At 66.8% G+C, this 18,073-nt stretch carries 17 protein-coding genes; 4 read left to right on the top strand and 13 right to left on the bottom strand.

The features are described from left to right. Positions 1 to 126 precede the first annotated feature (126 nt). From rsmD to G333_RS0104545, 3 genes are read right to left on the bottom strand one after another with little or no spacing between them, the layout of a single operon-like run. Positions 127 to 738, bottom strand: a complete 612-nt coding sequence (rsmD, locus tag G333_RS0104555; protein ID WP_018168916.1) for a 16S rRNA (guanine(966)-N(2))-methyltransferase RsmD — start codon at positions 736 to 738, stop codon at positions 127 to 129. Then, complete coding sequence (locus G333_RS0104550) at positions 725 to 2,029, bottom strand: pitrilysin family protein (RefSeq protein ID WP_018168915.1); 1,305 nt, start codon at positions 2,027 to 2,029, stop codon at positions 725 to 727. The genes rsmD and G333_RS0104550 overlap by 14 nt, the downstream gene beginning before the upstream one ends. A 14-nt stretch (positions 2,030 to 2,043) precedes the next feature. Further along, on the bottom strand, positions 2,044 to 3,456 hold the full coding sequence (locus tag G333_RS0104545; RefSeq protein ID WP_018937412.1) for a pitrilysin family protein: 1,413 nt from the start codon (positions 3,454 to 3,456) through the stop codon (positions 2,044 to 2,046). Positions 3,457 to 3,511: 55 nt separating this feature from the next. Between G333_RS0104545 and ftsY the strand changes: the two genes are divergently transcribed. The 4 genes from ftsY to rpoH all read left to right on the top strand — a co-directional run bounded on the left by ftsY (position 3,512) and on the right by rpoH (position 7,104). Continuing rightward, complete coding sequence (gene ftsY / locus G333_RS0104540; RefSeq protein WP_019627787.1) at positions 3,512 to 4,519, top strand: signal recognition particle-docking protein FtsY; 1,008 nt, start codon at positions 3,512 to 3,514, stop codon at positions 4,517 to 4,519. A 12-nt stretch (positions 4,520 to 4,531) separates the two neighbouring features. After that, positions 4,532 to 5,209, top strand: coding sequence for a cell division ATP-binding protein FtsE (gene ftsE, locus G333_RS0104535; RefSeq protein ID WP_018950980.1), 678 nt, complete (start codon positions 4,532 to 4,534; stop codon positions 5,207 to 5,209). Then, positions 5,206 to 6,135: an ABC transporter permease gene (locus G333_RS0104530; RefSeq protein WP_019627786.1), complete on the top strand. Its 930-nt coding sequence runs from the start codon at positions 5,206 to 5,208 to the stop codon at positions 6,133 to 6,135. The genes ftsE and G333_RS0104530 overlap by 4 nt, the downstream gene beginning before the upstream one ends. Positions 6,136 to 6,237: 102 nt before the next feature. Next, on the top strand, positions 6,238 to 7,104 hold the full coding sequence (rpoH, locus tag G333_RS0104525; protein ID WP_018145092.1) for an RNA polymerase sigma factor RpoH: 867 nt from the start codon (positions 6,238 to 6,240) through the stop codon (positions 7,102 to 7,104). Positions 7,105 to 7,405: 301 nt separating this feature from the next. Here rpoH and ccoS read toward each other — a convergent pair whose 3' ends face one another. From ccoS to G333_RS0104470, 10 genes are all read right to left on the bottom strand, one after another. Continuing rightward, positions 7,406 to 7,624 (bottom strand): cbb3-type cytochrome oxidase assembly protein CcoS, encoded by a 219-nt coding sequence (gene ccoS, locus G333_RS0104515; protein WP_019627785.1) that lies wholly within the window; start codon positions 7,622 to 7,624, stop codon positions 7,406 to 7,408. 30 nt (positions 7,625 to 7,654) lie between these two features. Continuing rightward, a complete protein-coding gene (locus tag G333_RS0104510) occupies positions 7,655 to 10,213 on the bottom strand; it encodes a heavy metal translocating P-type ATPase (RefSeq protein WP_019627784.1) in 2,559 nt (852 codons plus the stop codon). Between the two features lie 17 nt (positions 10,214 to 10,230). Then, positions 10,231 to 11,064: a FixH family protein gene (locus G333_RS0104505; RefSeq protein ID WP_019627783.1), complete on the bottom strand. Its 834-nt coding sequence runs from the start codon at positions 11,062 to 11,064 to the stop codon at positions 10,231 to 10,233. 108 nt (positions 11,065 to 11,172) lie between these two features. Beyond that, a complete protein-coding gene (gene ccoG, locus G333_RS0104500) occupies positions 11,173 to 12,573 on the bottom strand; it encodes a cytochrome c oxidase accessory protein CcoG (protein ID WP_019627782.1) in 1,401 nt (466 codons plus the stop codon). Positions 12,574 to 12,752: 179 nt separating this feature from the next. Further along, positions 12,753 to 13,682, bottom strand: a complete 930-nt coding sequence (gene ccoP / locus G333_RS0104495; protein ID WP_019627781.1) for a cytochrome-c oxidase, cbb3-type subunit III — start codon at positions 13,680 to 13,682, stop codon at positions 12,753 to 12,755. After that, entirely contained in the window at positions 13,679 to 13,897 is a 219-nt protein-coding gene (locus G333_RS0104490; protein ID WP_026289106.1) for a cbb3-type cytochrome c oxidase subunit 3, read from the bottom strand. Before G333_RS0104490 ends, ccoP begins: the two co-directional genes overlap by 4 nt. An 18-nt stretch (positions 13,898 to 13,915) precedes the next feature. Continuing rightward, complete coding sequence (gene ccoO, locus G333_RS0104485) at positions 13,916 to 14,650, bottom strand: cytochrome-c oxidase, cbb3-type subunit II (RefSeq protein ID WP_018948183.1); 735 nt, start codon at positions 14,648 to 14,650, stop codon at positions 13,916 to 13,918. 19 nt (positions 14,651 to 14,669) lie between these two features. Further along, positions 14,670 to 16,154: a cytochrome-c oxidase, cbb3-type subunit I gene (gene ccoN, locus G333_RS0104480; RefSeq protein ID WP_019627780.1), complete on the bottom strand. Its 1,485-nt coding sequence runs from the start codon at positions 16,152 to 16,154 to the stop codon at positions 14,670 to 14,672. Between the two features lie 205 nt (positions 16,155 to 16,359). Then, positions 16,360 to 17,232 carry a malonyl-ACP O-methyltransferase BioC gene (gene bioC / locus G333_RS0104475; protein WP_019627779.1) on the bottom strand — a complete coding sequence of 291 codons (873 nt, stop codon included), beginning with the start codon at positions 17,230 to 17,232 and terminating at the stop codon, positions 16,360 to 16,362. Continuing rightward, positions 17,229 to 18,053: an alpha/beta fold hydrolase gene (locus tag G333_RS0104470; protein ID WP_019627778.1), complete on the bottom strand. Its 825-nt coding sequence runs from the start codon at positions 18,051 to 18,053 to the stop codon at positions 17,229 to 17,231. The genes bioC and G333_RS0104470 overlap by 4 nt, the downstream gene beginning before the upstream one ends. Positions 18,054 to 18,073: the final 20 nt, after the last annotated feature.

The raw sequence follows: 18,073 nt of genomic DNA, 5'->3' as shown, positions 1-18,073 counted from the left end.
ATCACGCCCGTTGGGCGTTGCCGCAGTAGGTGGGACAAAGCCACCGTAGCGAAAGACTACTCCGACTGCAAAAACGTGAAGGGCTTCGCACCCGGCGTCATATCCTGCGCCATATCCGGGGCCATATTACGCCGCCTCGGCGACTGGAGCACGGGCCAGCAACAAGGCACGGGCCTGCCCGCCCTGACGCTCGCGCTCGATCTCCCAGCCACCCGCAGCGAGGAACTCGAGGTCCGCCTCGGACTCGATTTCCACGTAGATCCGGCTGTCCGCGTGCAGCCAGTCGTGCGCGCGAAGGGCCTCCAGCACCGGCGCCACCCGGCCCTGGCCGAATGGCGGATCCACCAGCACCAGATCGAAGGGCAACCCGTCGGGCGGTTCCCCGGCCAGCAGGCGCAGGGCGTCATCCCGGCGCACGCTCACCTGCTCGGCCCCCAGGGTCTCGCAGTTGGCCTGAAGCTGGGCCGCGGCACGGGCATCGCGCTCGACCAGCAGCACCGAGTCCGCCCCGCGCGAGGCCGCTTCCAGCCCCAGCGCCCCGGTGCCGGCGAACAGGTCGAGCACGCGCGCGCCCGGGAGTCGCGGCTGCAGCCAATTGAACAGGGTCTCGCGCAGGGCGTCCGCAGTCGGGCGCAACCCGCCGACCCCGAGCACCGGCAGCCAGCGGCGGCGCCAGGCGCCGCCGATGATGCGGATGCGCGCGGGGCGTCCGGCGGGGGCGCGCCTACTCCTGGCCACCCACGATCACCGTGACCATCGCTTCCGGGTTGATGCGCTCGCGCAGCCGCGCGTTCAGGTGATCCAGCTCGACCGCCTCCATGCGTTCGATGTAGCGTTCCAGATAATCCAGCGGCAGATCATAGAAGGCGATCATCCCGAGCAGACCGACGATGTCGCTGTTCGAGGCCAAAGACAGCGGGAAGCTGTTGACCACGTTCTCGCGCGAGGCCTCCAGCTCGTCGGCATCGATACCCTCGGCATGCCAGCGCTCGAGTTCCTCGCGCAGCGCGGTCACCGCCTCGTCCGCCTGATCGACCCCGGTCTGCATCCCGATACGGAAGGGACCCTCGACCGCCATGGGCTGAAAGCGGCTGCTGACCGAATAGGCCAGCCCGCGCGCGCTGCGAATCTCCAGGAACAGGCGCGAGATAAAGCCGCCCCCGCCGAAGGCATGGTTGGCCAGGGTCAGGGCATAGTGGTCATCCTCGCCGCGGCGCAGGGTCGGGGCCCCCATGTGGATATGGGCCTGCTCGGAAGGGAAGTCGATACGCTCCTCGACCGGGTCCTCGCGCGGTTCCACCGCGGGCAGCGGTTCCACCGCAGGCCCCTGCGGCAGGGCGGCGGAGATGCGTGCCGCCGCAGCCTCGGCCTCACTGCGGCTCAGCCCGCCCGTGATCGCCAGGGCGCCGTTGGCCGTGGTGTAGTGGCGCTCGTAGAACGCGCGGGCATCCGCGGGCTGCAACGCCTCCAGGGTCTCGCGCTCGCCGCCCGGCCAGTTGGCGTAGGGGTGATCGCCATACATCAACTCGTAGAAACGCCGGGTGGCAACGCTCCCGGGATCCTGGCGCTCGCGCTGCAGCCCCTGCAGGGCCTGGCGCCGGGCTCGATCGAAATCGGCCTCCGGGAAGGCGGGCTCGGCCAGGACTGCGGACATGGTCTCCAGCGCCGCATCCATCCAGTCCGGCTCGGTCAGGCTACGCAGACTGACGATGGCCATGTCGCGCAGTGCGGTGGTGCTGAACTGCGCGCCCACCGACTCGAAACCCTCGGCCAGCGCGTCCGCATCCATCTCCGCCGTGCCATGCTGCAGGGCGCTGCTGGTCAACGAGGCCAGGCCATTCTGGTCGCCGTCGCGCGAGGCCCCGCCGTCGAAGGTCAAGCGCAGGTCGACCATCGGCAAATCCGGCGCCGCCACGTACAGCACGCGCAGCCCCTCGTCGGTCTCCCACTCCTCGATCTCCACTGCCTGGGCCGGCAGCGCCAGCGCCAGCAGACCGACTAGGGCTACCAGGAATCCCGTTCGCATCATGTTGCCTCCCGTCATTACATACCCCCCGCGGTATCGCCATAGGGTTCTACCGCACCCGGATCGGGCGGGTCGTCACCATCCAGGGGCTGCGGATCGAGAATGCCGACCGTGCGTCGTTCCGGCACCAGGTACTCGCGCACCACGCGCTGCACATCCTCGGCAGTCACCGCACGCACGCGCTCGACGAAGCGATCGCCTTCCTGCCAGCCGACGCCGATGATCTGCAGCATGCCCAGCTGGAAGGCCTGGGAGCGCACCGAGTCACGCTGATACACCTCGGAGGCGATCACCCGCGCTTGCACCCGTTCCAGTTCGCTGTCGCTGACCGGCTCGTCCTTCAGCCGCTCCACCTGCTCCAGCAGGGCCGCCTCAAGCGTCTCCACATCCGTGGCCGCCGTGGGCACCGCCGCAATCATGAACAGGTCATCCAGCCGGCTGAACGGGCTGTAGCGGGCCGAGGTCGCGCCGGCCAGTTCTTCGCCCCGTACGATCTCGCGGGCAAAGCGCGAGGCCTCACCGGAATCCAGGATCCCGGCCGCCACCATCAGTGCGTAGACATCCACCGGGTCGTCCACGGTATTCAGAACCGGCGCCTTCCAGCCCATCAGCAGGTAGGGCAGCTCTGCGGGGGCCTCGACGGTGATGCGGCGCTCGCCCTTTTGCGGCGTCTCGGCGCGCGGCTTCGTCTCCGGGAGATCACCCGCCGGGATGTCCCCAAAATGCTCCCGGGCCGCCTCGATGACCCGCTCGGCATCGACATCGCCGACCACCACGACCACCGCGTTGTTCGGGTGGTAATAGCGGTCATACCACGCCTGATTGTCTTCCAGGGTGTAGGCCTCGATATCGCTCATCCAGCCGATCACCGGATTGCCATACGGATGATTGAGGAAAGCCGTGGCCATCAGCTGCTCGCGCACAAGAGAGTTGGGCTGGTCCTCCACGCGCAGACGGCGCTCTTCCTTTACCACGTTCAACTCCGGACGGAACTCGTCTTCCTGCAGCTTCAGGTGCTGCATGCGCTCCGCCTCCATCGCCATCATGGTCTCCCAGTGATCACGCCCGATGATCTGGAAGTAACCCGTGTAGTCGCGGCCGGTAAAGGCATTCTCGCGCCCGCCCAGACGCGAAACGATGCGCGAAAACTCGCCGGGCTCATACTGCTCGGTCCCGCGAAACATCATGTGCTCCAGCATGTGCGAGATGCCGGTCACGCCGCTGTGCTCGTCGGCCGACCCGACCCGGTACCAGACCATGTTGGCCACCACCGGGGCACGCCGGTCCTCCAGCACCAGGACCGTCAGGCCGTTGTCCAGCGTAGTCTCGACCACCTTCGATTCGATCTCGGGCGTCGCGGCCAGGACCCCGACGGGCCAGGCAAAGACAAACGCCGTAACGAGCACTGTGACCAGGTTTTTACCGCGCATGATTCATGAATCCTCGTGCTAGCATTGGCGAACTCTCTACTTGACCACATCGAGCATGTTCGGTTTCCGCAAAAAGAAGTCCGAAGACCCGGCCACCCCCGACGCGGAGGCACCTGGCAGCGAGCCGGAGAAGCCCGCCCGCGGCGGCTGGTTCCAGCGCCTGCGCAAGGGCCTGGCCAAGACCGGGCAGGTCCTGGGCGGCGACCTGGGGGCGCTGCTCCGGCGCAAGATCGACGACGAACTGTTCGAGGAGCTGGAAGAACGCCTGCTCCTCGCGGACGTGGGCCTGGATGCGACCCAGCGGATCATGGATCGTATCACCCGCGAGGTGAAACGCGGACAACTGGATGATGCCGAGGCCCTGATGGACGCCCTGGAGGCGGCCATGATCGAGATCCTCGAGCCGGTCTCGCGCCCCCTGGAGATCCCGGAGGCCGAACGCCCCTTCTCCATCCTCGTCGTCGGCATCAACGGCGCCGGCAAGACCACCACCATCGGCAAGCTGGCCCATCACCTGCAGGCGGACGATCGCTCGGTGCTGCTGGCGGCCGGCGACACCTTCCGCGCCGCGGCGGTGGAACAACTGCAGACCTGGGGCGAGCGCAATGGCGCTCCGGTGATCGCCCAGGGCACCGGGGCGGATTCCGCCTCGGTGGTCTACGACGGCCTGCAGGCCGCGCAGGCGCGCGGCATCGACGTGATGATTGCCGACACCGCCGGGCGCCTGCACACCCAGACCAACCTGATGGACGAGGTCCGCAAGGTGAAGCGCGTGATGGGCCGGCTGGACGAACACGCCCCGGACGAGGTCCTGCTGGTGGTCGACGGCGGCACCGGCCAGAACGCCCTGAACCAGGCCCGTCAGTTTCACGAGGCCCTGGGCCTGACCGGAATCGTCGTGACCAAGCTGGACGGCACGGCCAAGGGCGGCGTGCTGTTCGCGCTGGCCGAACAGCTGGGCATTCCGGTGCGCTTCATCGGGGTCGGGGAAAACGCCGAGGATCTACAGGTCTTCGATGCCTGCGCCTTTGTGCGCGCCCTGCTCGGCCGCGATAGCGACTGACGAGCACACCGGATGATTCGTCTGCAACGCGTCACCAAGCGATTCGGCAGCGCGTCCGAGGCGCTCAGTAACGTCAGCCTGCGCGTGGACCCGGGTGCGATGGCCTTCATCACCGGGCCCTCCGGCGCCGGCAAGAGCACCCTGCTGCGCCTGATCGCCGGGCTCGAGCGCCCGACCCGCGGGCGCATCCAGGTCAACGGCCACGACCTCGACCGCCTCTCCAACCGCGCGATTCCCGGGTTTCGCCGCAGTATCGGACTGGTGTTCCAGGATCATCGCCTGCTGTTCGACCGCCCGGTGTTCGACAACGTCGCCCTGCCGCTGGAGATCCTCGCCTACCGCCGCCCGGAGATGCGCAAACGCGTGCGCGCGGCGCTCGACAAGGTCGGGCTGCTGCACAAGGAGGGGGTCAACCCGCGCACCCTGTCGGCGGGCGAACAACAACGTGTGGGCATTGCCCGGGCCATCGTCCACCGGCCGGTCCTGCTGCTGGCAGACGAGCCTACCGGCAACCTCGATCCGGCGTTGTCGCGCGAGATCCTGCAACTGTTCGACGACTTCAACCGGGTCGGCATGACCGCCCTGATCGCCAGCCATGACCTCGGCCTGGTCGAGCGCATGGGCAAGCCGGTCCTGCACCTGGAAGACGGACGCATCGAGGCCCGTGCGGCCGCGGGGGCCCCGGCATGAAGCCGGGCCGTCGCCTGCAGGACACCGTGCCGGCCTGGCTGGAGGCCCATCGGGATGCCGCCCGGCGCAGCCTGCAGCGCCGCCTGCAGGCCCCGGTTCTGAGCCTGATCAGCATTGCCGTGCTGGGCTTCATCCTCGCCCTGCCGGCCTACCTCTGGGTCCTGCTGGACAACGCCCGCGCCCTGTCCGCCCACGTGGACCATGACCCACGCATCGCCCTCTACCTCGACGGCGTGGAGGCGGCCACGGTCGCGGATCTGGAACGCCACCTGGAGACCGATGCACGGGTGGAACGCTGGATCTGGATCGATGCCGACGAGGCCCTGGCCCGCTATCGCGAGGGCCTGGCCGACCCGGGCCTGCTGGACTGGCTGGACGAAAACCCGCTGCCGGACGTGGTGGATGTGGTCCCCGCGACCGCGGATCCCGAGACGGTTGCGGCGCTACGCGAGGCGCTTGCGGCCACCGTGCCGGGTGCAACGGTGGTCAGCGACGACGACTGGGTGCGGCAGTTGAACAGCCTGCACCAGTTGGGGCTGCGCATCCTGTCGGTGGTGGGCGCCCTGCTGGGACTGGGGGCGTTGCTGATCCTGGCCCTGGCGACTGCCTCGGAGCTGCGCGAACGCCGGGAAGAGATCGCCATCTCGCGGATCAGCGGGGCCACCCACCGGTTCCTGCGTCGACCCTCCCTCTACGGTGGCGTGATGACCGGCCTGGGTGGCGGCATTTTTGCCGGCATCCTGCTGCTCATCGGGATCGGCCTGAGCCGGGCGCCACTGGAACAGGCCGCGGCCGCGTTCGATCTCGAGTTTGGGCTGTCCCTGCCTGGGGCCACCCACCTCCTGGCCCTGCTTCTGGCCGGACTCCTCCTCGGCTGGCTGGGCGCCCGGCTGGGCAGCGGCCATGCCCTGCGGGATGCCCCCTAGGGGTACGCGCCCCGGACGAAACGTCCGGAACCTTTGCAGGGTTTAGCACTCTTATTCACAGACTGCTAATGTAGAGTCATGAATCGGGAGGAAACACCACGCATGAACCAGGCCCTGACCACTCCACGCATCGACATGCCCGTACCGGTGGGCAACCTCGATCACTACATGCAGGCCGTTGGCCGCATCGAGGTGCTGGACGCCGAGCACGAGCGTGAACTGGCCGTGGCGCTGCACGAGCGCCAGGACCTGGATGCGGCACGCCAGCTGATCCTGCACAACCTGCGGTTCGTGATCCACGTTGCGCGCGGCTACAAGGGGTACGGCCTGCCTCTGGGGGATCTGATCCAGGAAGGCAACGTGGGCCTGATGAAGGCCGTCCGCCGTTTCGACCCGAATCAGGGCGTGCGCCTGGTGTCCTTTGCCGTGCACTGGATTCGCGCCGAGATCCACGAGTTCATCCTGCGCAACTGGCGCATCGTGAAGGTCGCGACCACCAAGGCCCAGCGCAAGCTGTTCTTCAACCTGCGCAGTGCCAAGCAGCGTCTCGGCTGGCTGTCCAATGCCGAGGTCTCCGCCGTGGCGCAGGATCTGGGCGTCTCCGAAAAGGACGTCTGGGAGATGGAACGCCGCCTCTCGAGCCAGGATGCGAGTTTCGACCCGGGCCCCGAAGCCGACGATGAATACGGCTATCAGGCCCCGTCGGAACGCCTGAGCCTGGAGGACCTGAGCGACGACCCCGCCAATGTGACCGAGGACGAGGACTGGGACCGTCATTATCAGGAACGCCTTAGCGAGACCCTGGGCGAACTGGACGAGCGTTCGCGCACCATCCTGATGCGCCGCTACATGGCCGACCAGAAGGCGACACTGCACGAGCTGGCCGCGGAGTACGGCGTTTCGGCCGAGCGCATCCGCCAGATCGAGAACAGCGCGATCAAGCGCATCCGGGCCGCCTTCGACGACTGACGCTTTCGCACCCTCGCGAACCAAGGGCCCCGAACGAAAAAGGCCCCGGCATCAGCCGGGGCCTTTTTGTTGCCAGGTGCAGCGGGACCAAGCCCGGCACCCGGCACGGTTCCATGCCCGATCAGCCGAACAGGATCACCGAGAAGAAGCTAATCCAGGACCAGATGATCAGGCCGACCGTGAACGTCAGCGGAAAGTTGGGGAAAGTAAACCACTCGCGCATCTCGAAGCCCTCGGGAAATTTCAACCAGAATAGGCAAAGGGTAAGCGGGTCCGCAGCGCGGCGCAAGTTCGACCGAGGTCAGCGCTGGGACTTTTTCCGACCCCCACCGGTCGAGTCGGGAGGGGCCTCCTCGCCGGATCCGGTCGGGATACGCGGGTCATCATCGTCCATCAGGATGCGATGCGCCGGGCCCTGAAGATCGTCGTACTGCCCCGAGCGGATGGCCCAGAACAGCACCACGCACACCACCAGGGCGAACAGCATGGCCAGCGGGATCAGCAGGTAGAGGATTGACATGCTTCCAGTGTACCCAGGCGCGCGAACGGCTTAAACCGGGGGTGGCCGTGACGCCGGATCGCGCACGGACCCCTCTCCGGAAGGCACCGACGACTCGGCGCCTGTGTCCATCACGTCGCGCCCCGGACGCAGGCGCAGCGCATTGCCAACCACCAGCAACGAGCTGAGCGACATGCCCAGCGCTGCCAGCCAGGGAGTCAGCAGCCCCGCCGCGGCCACCGGGAGGGCCACCAGGTTGTAGCCGATTGCCCAGGCGATGTTCTGCCGGATCACGCGCCGCGTGTGGCGCGCCTGGTCCAGCGCCTGCGGCAGGTGTTCCAGGCGATCCGAGAGCAGGACCAGGTCGGCCTGATTCTGCGCCAGCTGGGTGCCGCCACCCATCGCCAGCGATACGTCGGCCCCGGCCAGCACCGGGGCATCGTTGATGCCCTCGCCGGCCATCAGGACCACCCGGCCCTCTGCCTGGCGAGCGTGCACATAGGCGAGCTTCCCCTCCGGGGTCAGGCCACCCTCGGCTTCGGCGATGCCCATTTCCGCCGCGAAGGCCTGCGCGGCCTGCGGGCGGTCCCCGGTCAGCAAGACCACCCGCAACCCACGCCGCTGCAGATCGGCGATCACGTTCCGCGCCCCGGGACGCGGAGTGTCGGCCAGCCAGAACAGGGCGACCGGTTGGTCGTCGACCACCAGCCAGACCGGGGTGGCCAGGGGATAGCCCAGGGGTGGCTCCGGGCTGGGCGTACCGCGCTGCGGCAACATCGACGATCCACCAATGGCCACACGGTGGCCCTCTATGTGGCCAACCAGGCCACGCCCGGGGAGGTTGCGAACCTCGCTAGCGACCACCGATGAGGACTTGGCCGGAGCGACCAGGGCGCGTGCCAGGGGGTGCTCGGAATGGGCCTCGAGCGCGGCGGCCCAGTTCAGCCAGTCAGCCCCCTCGGGCGCGGGCTGCAGCTCGGATTGTGCCACCAGACGCGGCATGCCGACGGTCAGGGTTCCGGTCTTGTCGAGACAGACCATATCGACGCGCGGCAAGGTCTCCAGGGCACTGCCGCGCGTAACCAGCAGACCGAGGCGCGACAACGCGCCGGTGGTGGCTGTCAGCGCGACCGGCGTCGCGAGCGCCAGGGCACAGGGGCAGGTGGCGACCAGCATGGCGACCATGACCCAGAGGGCCCGCGTCGGATCGATCCACGCATACCAGACCAGCCCCGCCAGCGCCGTCAGGACCAGGACGGCACCCACAAACCAGCCGGTACCGGCCTCGGCGATCCGGGCCATCCGCGGCTTCTCGGTCTGGGCGCGATCGAGCAGCCGCTGGATCGCCGCCAGGGTCGTCTCGGCGCCGACGCGCTGGACCTCGAGGGCGAGTGGGCCATCGACGTTCACGGTCCCGCCGGTCACGGGATCCCCGACGCGCACCGCGTGCGGCTCGGGCTCGCCGGTCAACAGGGCACGATTGACCGTCGACTCGCCCTCGCACACCACGCCGTCCGTGGGGATGGTCTCGCCCGGGCGAACACGTACCCGATCCCCCGGCACCAGCTCGCCGACCGGGACCGCCTCGATGCGCCCGGCTGCATCCAGACGATTGGCGATGGCGGGGACCAGGCGATCCAGGCGGTCAATGGCATGGCTGGCATGCTGGCGCGCGATCAGCTCCAGATAGCGACTGGTGAGCAGGAAGAAGACAAACATCACGACCGATTCGAAATAGACGTGCTCGCCGGTCCCGAGGAGGACCGCGTACAGGCTGGCCAGGTAGGTCACGATGATCGCCAGACTCACGGGCACGTCCATCCCCAGCTGCCGATGACGCAGGTCGCGCCAGGCGCTCTGGTAGAACGGGATCGCCGAATACAGGACGACCGGCGTGGTCAGCGCCGCCGCGACCCAGCGCATGAACTGGAGCAGGTCTTCGTGCTCGGTGTCCTCGGCGCCCAGCCAGAGCGCCACGGCCAGCATCATCACCTGCATCATCCCCAGGGCGGCAACGGCGATCCGGCGCAAGGCGAGGCCCCGTTCGCGGGCGATCGCCTGCTCGCGGGTGCCGGGGTCGTAGGGATGGGCGTGGTACCCAATGTCGCGGATCGCCTTGAGGATATCCGACAGGGCGATCCGCGCGGGGTCCCAGACGACCTGCGCGCGATGGGTGGAGTAATTCACGCGAAAGCTCTCCACGCCCGGAAGGGCCTGGACATGACGCTCGTTCAGCCATACGCAGGCCGCACAGGTGATGCCCTCGAGCATCAGGGCGGCCTCACGGCGGTCGCCCTCTGCGCCGGCGGGCGCGACGAACTGTTGCTGGACGCCGGGGTGATCGAACAGTTCGAGCTCGCGGAGCTCGTCGGGGATCAGGGGGCTGCCGGTGTCCGCCGGGGGGGCATCACGGTGATGGTAATAGGCCCCCAGGCCACGCTCGATGATCGCGCCGGCCACGGCCTGGCAGCCGGGACAGCAGGTGGGTTCCTCGCGGCCCTCGAACGTCACCGGGTAGCAGGCGCCTGCCGGCACCTCCAGGCCGCAGTGGAAACAACGGGCCTCGGCCTCGGGCGTTGCCGGGCCCTGCGAGTCGGACGCGAGCGCCACGGCGGGAGCGGCGGGAGCTAGCCGGGCTGGGCGCTACGCACGCGGGTGCGTGCCTGTTGCTCCAGAAGCTGCCCATCGTGCTGGACCTGGAAGCGCAGATCCCAGCGCCCCGGTGCCGGCAGCGCTATCTCGACCTGATACATGCCCTCGCCCGTCGCCTGCATCTCGAAGCCCTGGTCTCGACGTTCGTCGGCCAGCCACATGAATAGCCCGCGGATGCTGGCATCGTCGATAGGCTCGCCGTCCGCATCCCGCACCTCGACCTGCAGGGTGGCGGTCTCGCCCTCGGTGGGTCGGTCGACCCAGCCCTGACGCACCTGCCAGCCCTTCTGTCGCTGTTCCTGCAGATCCGAGACCCGGTGCACGGCGAGCGCCTGCTTGCGGCTCTCCATTCCGGCCACAGTGCCTGGGAAAGCGGAGGTCACCCGCTCGGCCCGGTTCTCCGGCTCCGGCAGGATCGAGCCAATGAACTGCTGCGGCATCCCGTTATGGGCGAGCGTGATCAGGACCGCCTGCACCGAAGCGACCATGGTAAAGAAACCCACCAACACCAACGGGGCCCAGTGCAGACGCCCAATCTTGCCCTTGCCACCACTCTCGACCTCGGCCTCCTTCTGGGTGAAGACGATCCCCAGGCCGTAAGGCACGATGATGTAGAGCGCCAGGTGAATGGCGAAGACGTCCGCCCCCTGCCAGGTCAGGATCGAGTAAGGGATAAACACGAACAGCATGAGCGCGACCACGACGGCCGAGGTGCTGTAGGCCTTGAAACGCGTGAAGCGGTAGATCAGGGCGAACAGGATGGCCAGTGCCGCACTGCCGATGCCGAGGGTAATGACGAGGTTGCTCATATTGTTTTCTTCGTTTCCTGCGTGAACGCAAGCTAGGCGCTTGCGGTGTGCCGCGCGAGTTCCGGCAGCTCGATTACTGTTTCTTCGCCAGTGCCCAGCGGACGGTTCCTAGCGGTGGCTGAACTGCGAGGTCACCTCGAGCGGTTCGATATGGCCCTCGCGGTCGGTAATGACGAAGCGGAAAGGCTGCGGTGAGGGGGTACCCGCGGGCACGTCGTGACGCACGCGTGCCACGACGGTCAGCCGTTCCCCGGGCTCCAGACGGATGCGTTCCACCTGTCCCAGATCCAGCTCGGCACCCTCCAGCCCCGCAAGGCCGATCTCGAAGTCCAACTCCCGATCGGCGGTGTTGTTCAGGCGGATCTCGTAGCCATTCTGGGTCCGGCCATCGGACATCTGGACGTAGAGTGGCTGGCGCACCTGGTTGACGTTGGCATCCACCGGCGGGCGACCGAGAATACTGGCGACCAGCGCCACGATCACGATCAGCACGGCGGCCCCGTAGCCAAGGGTCTTGCCGCGCAGGACGCGGGTCTTCCCGCCCTCCTGCTCGCGTTCGGAGGTATAGGCGATCAGGCCGCGGGGCCAGCCCTGCTTGTCCATAATGGTGTTGCAGGCATCGATACACAGCGCGCAATGGATGCACTGGAATTGCAGTCCGTCGCGGATATCGATGCCCGTCGGGCACACCTGTACACAGTAGCCGCAATCGATGCAGTCACCCACCCCGGCGGCCTGGCGTTCCTCGCGGGTCTTCAGCCCCGCCTTGACCTTGGATCGCCCGGCGGTGCCTTCCCCGCGCGCATCTTCATACGACACGATCATGGTGTCGCGATCGAACATCACGCTCTGGAAGCGGGCGTAGGGGCACATGAAGGTGCAGACCTGTTCGCGCGCCAATCCGGCAAAGGTGTAGGTCGTGGCCGTCAGGATGCCGGTGGTCAAGTATGCCGCGTAGACCGCCTGCCCGGTAAAGAAGTCGCTCACGATCGAGGGGGCATTACCCCAATACAGGACGAAGCCGAGGCCGGTGGCGAAGGCCACGAACAGCCAGGACAGGTGGGTCAACCCGTACTTGAAGAGCTTTTCGCCACTCCACGGCTGCTTGGCCAGGCGCAGGCGGGCGGGCCGTTCGCCCTGGATCTTGCGCTCCAGCCACATGAAGACGTCGGTCCACAGTGTCTGGAAGCAGAAATAGCCGCAGAACACCCGTCCGGCGACACCCGTGACGAAAAACAGCAGCAAGGCAGCCACGAGCAGGAAGCCGGCCAGCCAGAAGATGTCCTGCGGGTAGACGACCAGATCGAAGATGTGAAACTGCCGGCCCGGAATGTCGAACAAGACCGCCTGATTGGGGCCGTATTCGCGCTCCCAGCGGACCCAGGGCAGGCCGAAGAACACACCGTAGGCGAGCAACAGGATGCCGGTCTTCAGATTGCGGAAACGCCCCTTGACCGACCGCGGATGGATCGGGATGCGTGCCTCGTACAACGGCTGGGCCTGGGACATCAAAACCTCCCGGAGTTCCATCCGGCAGAGTGGGGCGGCTGCAAGGCGCGCCCTGGGATCGGGTTCCTTCCAAAAAAGCAGGGGCGCCCTCGGGCGTCAAACAACCCGGCGGGCACCCCTGTAGTTATCGCGGGAAGCACCCGGCCCCGGGGCTCCCCATACGGTCAACAGATCCGCGTTTACTGCCCGCCACCCAGCGAATGCACGTAGGCGGTCAGCATCTTGATCTCCGCATCGGACAGGCGGTCCGCGAAGGCGGGCATCTCGCGCTGGGCGCCGTTGCGAACGAAGTTCGCCACCAGACGCTGACGCTCGCTGTCGCTTTCCGCACCGCGCACGTCCACCAGACCCCACAGATCATTGGTCAAGTTGGGAGCCCCCTGGGACGCCAGACCCTGGCCATCCATGGCGTGACACTGGAAGCAGCCGCCGTCGGTACCGGTGAAAATGCGTTCGCCGGCGTCCGCTTCACCTTGGTCGACGCTGTAGCCGTTGAGCGACAGCACGTACGCTGCGACCTGGTTGAGCTGGTCGCCGTCGAGGGTGTCGCGGTAGCCCGGCATGTAGCCCAGGCGACCCTGGTGCAGGGTTTCCTCGATCTGCTCCACGGTGCCACCCCACTTCCAGTGGTCGTTGCGCAGGTTCGGGTACTGCCCGACCACGCCGGCACCGCCAACCTGATGGCAGGCGGCACACCAGGTGCCGAAGGAACCCTGGGCGTAGGCGTTGACGAAGCTCATGCTCTCGGCGTCCTGCAGGATGGTTTCGTAATCCTGGGCCGCGACCTGTTCGAGCATTTCCCGCTGACGCACGGCGTAGGTACCGGTCTGCATGTCCTTGGCCAGCAGCGCACGGGTATTCCAGTGCATCGTCCGTTCTTCGCCATTCTGCTCGAACGTGATCGTGTTGAAACCCTTGGTGAAGCTGTCACCGATCGGCCAGGCCGGATAGATCAGCCAGTACACCACAGCGAAGACGATCGTGGCGTAGAAGCCCCACAGCCACCAGCGCGGGAGCGGGTTGTTGTATTCCTGGAGGTTCCCGTCCCAGACGTGCCCAGTGGTCTCGACCTGGTTCGGGTCCTTTTCACGGTTGTCCTGTGTGCTCATTGCTCGTCACTCTCGGTTTTGTCACGCCGGGCCACGGGCTCCCGATGTGAATCATCGTCATCCAGAGGAATGTAGCGATACGTCTCGAACTTCTGGGCGCGCCGCCGATTGGAGAACAGGAAGATCACGACCCCAATAAAGGTGCCCATGAAGAGCAACAGGGCGACCATCTTGCTGTTGCCCATGTCCGTGATCCATTCCCACATTCCCATCATGCTTGCGCCCGCTCCTCCTTACCGAAACTCGGCAAAGTGTCCGTCGTCGTATTCGCTAAAGTCGACCATCGTCCCGAGGACCTGGAGATAGGCCACGAGCGCATCCATTTCGGTGATGGTCCCAGGGTTGCCGTCAAAGTTCTCGGTCTGAGCCTGCTGAACCAAGCTGTCCTCGGCGTTGCGGATGTCGAACATCCGGGCGTGCTCTTCACCGAACTTCTCGACGTTGGCCTCGTATTCCTCTTCGGTGAGCGAGTACGGCACACCGACTCGCTTCAGCGCGATCATCCGACGGTCGATATCGGAGTAATTCAGCGGGGTCTCCGCCAGCCAGGGATAACCCGGCATGATCGACTCTGGTACCAGCGACTGCGGATCAATCATGTGCTGGACCTGCCACTCGTTGGAGTACTTGCCGCCAACTCGGGCCAAGTCCGGGCCGGTGCGCTTGGAGCCCCACTGGAACGGATGGTCGTACTGCGACTCGGCCGCCAGCGAGTAGTGGCCGTAGCGCAGCATCTCGTCACGGAACGGGCGCACCATCTGAGAGTGGCAGGCGTAGCAGCCCTCGCGGAGGAAGATGTCGCGCCCCCGCTGCTCCAACGGGGTGTACGGACGCACACCGTCCACTTCCTCGATCGTGTCGTCGATGTAGAACAACGGCACGATCTCGACCAGGCCGCCGACGCTGATCACCGCAAGGGTGAGGATGATCAGCAGGCCGGCATTGGTTTCAACGCTTTCATGCTTCATGGGTCTAGTCTCTCCCTAATCAGGCCGTGCGGGCTTCGGCGGACGCAGCCTGGGCCTCGCGGGCCTCGGCCTTGATGCCCGAGCGAACGGTCATCGCGATGTTGAACGCCATGATCAGCATGCCGGCGAGGAAGAACCCGCCACCGATGGCGCGCACCACGTACGGCTTGTGCAGGAACACCACCGACTCGGTAAAGGTGTAGGCGAGGTTCCCGTACTGGTCGAAGGCACGCAGCATCAGGCCCTGACCAATACCGGCCACCCACATCGCAGTGATGTACAGCACGATCCCGATGGTCGCCAGGAAGAAGTGCACGTACACCAGCTTCAGGCTGTACAGGTTCACGTTCCAAAGCCGCGGCATCAGGTGGTACAGGGAGCCGAAGGTGATCATCGCCACCCAGCCCAGGGCACCGGAATGCACGTGGCCCACGGTCCAGTCGGTGTAGTGGGACAGCGCGTTCACGCTCTTCAGCGACATCATCGGGCCTTCGAAGGTCGACATGCCGTAGAACGCCAGCGCAGTGATCAGGAACAGCATGATCGGGTCGGTGCGCAGTTTGTCCCAGGCACCCGACAGGGTCATGATCCCGTTGATCATCCCGCCCCAGGAGGGCAGCAGCAGCAGGATGGAGAAGGTCGCCGCCAAGGTGGAGACCCAGTCCGGCAGGGCCGTCCAGTGCAGGTGGTGCGCGCCCACCCACATGTACAGGAAGACCAGCGCCCAGAAGTGGATAATGGACAGCTTGTACGAGTAGATCGGACGTCCGGCCTGCTTCGGCACGAAGTAGTACATCATCCCGAGGAAGGCCGCGGTGAGGAAGAAGCCTACCGCGTTATGGCCGTACCACCACTGGCGCATAGCGTCCTGCACCCCGGAGAAGATGGGGTAGGACTGCGTGTGGAAGAGGCCGACCGGCACCTCGATGTTATTGAAGATGTGCAGCAACGCAGTCGCCAGGATGAACGACATAAAGAACCAGTTCGCCACGTAGATATGCGGCTGGTTCCGGCGCAGCAGGGTCATCAGGAAGACCATGAAATAGGCCACCCAGACCACCAGGATGATCAGGTCGATCTGCCAGTTGAATTCGGCGTACTCACGACCCTGGGTGATCCCCATCGTGTAGCTGATCACGCCGAGGACCAGCGCCAGGTTCCACCCGTAGAAGGTGAAGCTCGCCATGGAGTCACTCCACAGGCGAGTCTGACAGGTCCGCTGAACCACGTAATACGAGGTGGCGAACAGCGCGTTACCCCCGAACCCGAAGATCACGGCCGTGGTATGGACCGGACGGAACCGCCCGAAGGTGATCTGCGCGATATCGAAATTCAGGAACGGGAACGCCAGTTGCGAGGCGATCCAGACGCCGGCGGCCATCCCGAACACGCCCCAGAGGACGGCGGCAATGGCAAACCGCTTGATAATCGCGTAGTTGTACTGCTCGGAAGTCGCGACTGACGCTGCGGGTGCGGCACCCGCCGTAGTGGCTGCTTGTGACATGACTTTTCCACCTTGCTGCGGGGAACACGGATGTCCCGATGGTTCGGGGGCGTGAACTCTACCCCATTCCGGGCCCACAAAAAACCAATACCGCCTGTGTCACTCGGATATTGAGTGCGATTGGCGGAACTTTTGACCGCATCGATAATACATCGGTCATACACGTCCAGGCGAGAGGGCGCCGGGCCAGATTCGTTGATCTGGATCAACGAATCGGCTGGACCGGGATCACCCGCCCCGTCGGGCGCGATGGCGGCGGGGCATCCGGCACCCAGGCATGGCCGTAGACCACCTCCCAGGTTGCCGGAAGGCGACCCTCCACGCCGAAGTCGCGCGCGTAGGCCTCGGCCACCGCCACCAGGCGGCGCGGACCGAACAGCCCCGGCGATCGGCCCGACAGGGCATTGCGCACCCCAACCCCGCGCAGGTCACGAATCAACCCGGTCAGATCCGGATAGGTCAGGGTCAGGGCCTCCTGGTCCATCACCGGATCGGCAAACCCGGCGCGCACCAGGGCATCGCCAATGTCGTGCATATCCATGAAGGCGTTCACATGCGTCCCCGCTCCACCGTCCACCGCCGCGAAGGCGGCCCGCAGCTCACGCAGGGTGTCGGGGCCGAAGGTGGTGAACATCCACAGCCCGCCCGGGCGCAGGATACGCCGCACCTCCATGAACGCCTGATCCAGGCTGGCGCACCACTGCAGGGCGGAACTGGAAACCGCCAGGTCGAAGGATTGCTCCGCCAGCGGCAGCGCCTCGAGATCGCCGCAGACCACCTGCGGCCGGCGCAGCCAGCGCCCGCGGCGGCGCGCCCGCGCGACCATCTCCGGGGCGAAATCGACCCCGGCCAGGCGGGCTTTGCGGTAGCGGCGGCTCAAGTGGTCCAGGGCCTCGCCGATGCCGCAGCCGAGATCCACGACCTGCTCCGGCTGCATGCGAACCCAGTCCAGCCGCCCCAGCATTCGCTCCTGCACCTCGCGCTGCAGGACTGCGTGCTCCTCGTAGGTGGAAGCCGCCCGCGCGAAGGCCTCGCGGACCCGCGCCTTGTCGAGATCGAAACTGTCGGGTCGGCTCATGCGGATTTCCCTGCGCTGCACTGATTCAAGAACTCGACGACCAAACCGGCCAAGGATAGCGGGCGCGCGAACCACTCCGCGTGGCCGCCCACGCCGCGGACGATCCGACTGGCGGGTCGCAGCCCGTGCAGATCGTCCGCCACGGCGGCCGGCACCAGCGCATCGCCGGCCTCCAGCCAGGCCGCCGCCGGCACCTCCAGGCCCGCCCAGACGGACCGAAGATCCGCCGCCTCCAGTAGCGCGAGGCCGGCCTCCAGGCCCTCGGGCGAGGCTGGAGCGACCTGTAACTGCAACACCAGCCGGCGGGCGAGCGAAGCGGCATCCTGGCTGCCACGTGCACAGAGCATCGCCAGGCGGCGCTCCAGCCGCCGGCGACCACCCCCGAGGGCTGCACGAAAATCTTCCAGCTCGGCCGGGGGCAGGGCCGCCGGCCAGTCGTCGGCCTTCGCAAAGCGCGGCGAGGCCCCGATCAGCAGCAGCCCCTGGGGCCCCGACCACTGGCGCGCGGCGGCCAGCGCGACCAGGCCGCCCAGGGACCAGCCCGCCCACACCGGACACTCGACATCCGCTGGCAGCGAAGCGATCAACGCCGCCGCGGTGCGCTCGGCATCCGCCAGCGTCTCGCCATCGCCGGCGGCCCCGTGCCCGGGCAGGTCCGGCGCCAGCACCCGTGTCGCGCCCGGGAGCGCGGCCCGCAGCGGCGCCCACACCGCGCCGGAGAAGCCCCAGCCATGCAGGAGCACCAGCGTCGGAGCACCGCCCTGCGATTGCGCGGCAGGCACGTCAGCGCCCTGAACGGCGGCCACCGGCTTGCGTATCATGTGCGGTCGAATCCTCTCGC

Source organism: Thioalkalivibrio sp. AKL10, assembly GCF_000381845.1.
Taxonomy (GTDB): domain Bacteria; phylum Pseudomonadota; class Gammaproteobacteria; order Ectothiorhodospirales; family Ectothiorhodospiraceae; genus Thioalkalivibrio; species Thioalkalivibrio versutus.
This window is presented reverse-complemented; position numbering and strand designations above follow the sequence as displayed.

What these genes read in the sequence shown, in the direction of transcription:
- G333_RS0104505 (WP_019627783.1), bottom strand. Translation starts at nt 11,064, where the DNA reads ATGAGCAACCTCGTCATTACCCTCGGCATCGGCAGTGCGGCACTGGCC.
- ccoN (WP_019627780.1), bottom strand. Translation starts at nt 16,154, where the DNA reads ATGTCACAAGCAGCCACTACGGCGGGTGCCGCACCCGCAGCGTCAGTC.
- G333_RS0104530 (WP_019627786.1), top strand. Translation starts at nt 5,206, where the DNA reads ATGAAGCCGGGCCGTCGCCTGCAGGACACCGTGCCGGCCTGGCTGGAG.
- bioC (WP_019627779.1), bottom strand. Translation starts at nt 17,232, where the DNA reads ATGAGCCGACCCGACAGTTTCGATCTCGACAAGGCGCGGGTCCGCGAG.
- ccoO (WP_018948183.1), bottom strand. Translation starts at nt 14,650, where the DNA reads ATGAAGCATGAAAGCGTTGAAACCAATGCCGGCCTGCTGATCATCCTC.
- ccoG (WP_019627782.1), bottom strand. Translation starts at nt 12,573, where the DNA reads ATGTCCCAGGCCCAGCCGTTGTACGAGGCACGCATCCCGATCCATCCG.
- G333_RS0104545 (WP_018937412.1), bottom strand. Translation starts at nt 3,456, where the DNA reads ATGCGCGGTAAAAACCTGGTCACAGTGCTCGTTACGGCGTTTGTCTTT.
- ccoP (WP_019627781.1), bottom strand. Translation starts at nt 13,682, where the DNA reads ATGAGCACACAGGACAACCGTGAAAAGGACCCGAACCAGGTCGAGACC.
- ftsY (WP_019627787.1), top strand. Translation starts at nt 3,512, where the DNA reads ATGTTCGGTTTCCGCAAAAAGAAGTCCGAAGACCCGGCCACCCCCGAC.
- G333_RS0104470 (WP_019627778.1), bottom strand. Translation starts at nt 18,053, where the DNA reads ATGATACGCAAGCCGGTGGCCGCCGTTCAGGGCGCTGACGTGCCTGCC.
- G333_RS0104550 (WP_018168915.1), bottom strand. Translation starts at nt 2,029, where the DNA reads ATGATGCGAACGGGATTCCTGGTAGCCCTAGTCGGTCTGCTGGCGCTG.
- G333_RS0104490 (WP_026289106.1), bottom strand. Translation starts at nt 13,897, where the DNA reads ATGATGGGAATGTGGGAATGGATCACGGACATGGGCAACAGCAAGATG.
- ccoS (WP_019627785.1), bottom strand. Translation starts at nt 7,624, where the DNA reads ATGTCAATCCTCTACCTGCTGATCCCGCTGGCCATGCTGTTCGCCCTG.
- ftsE (WP_018950980.1), top strand. Translation starts at nt 4,532, where the DNA reads ATGATTCGTCTGCAACGCGTCACCAAGCGATTCGGCAGCGCGTCCGAG.
- rpoH (WP_018145092.1), top strand. Translation starts at nt 6,238, where the DNA reads ATGAACCAGGCCCTGACCACTCCACGCATCGACATGCCCGTACCGGTG.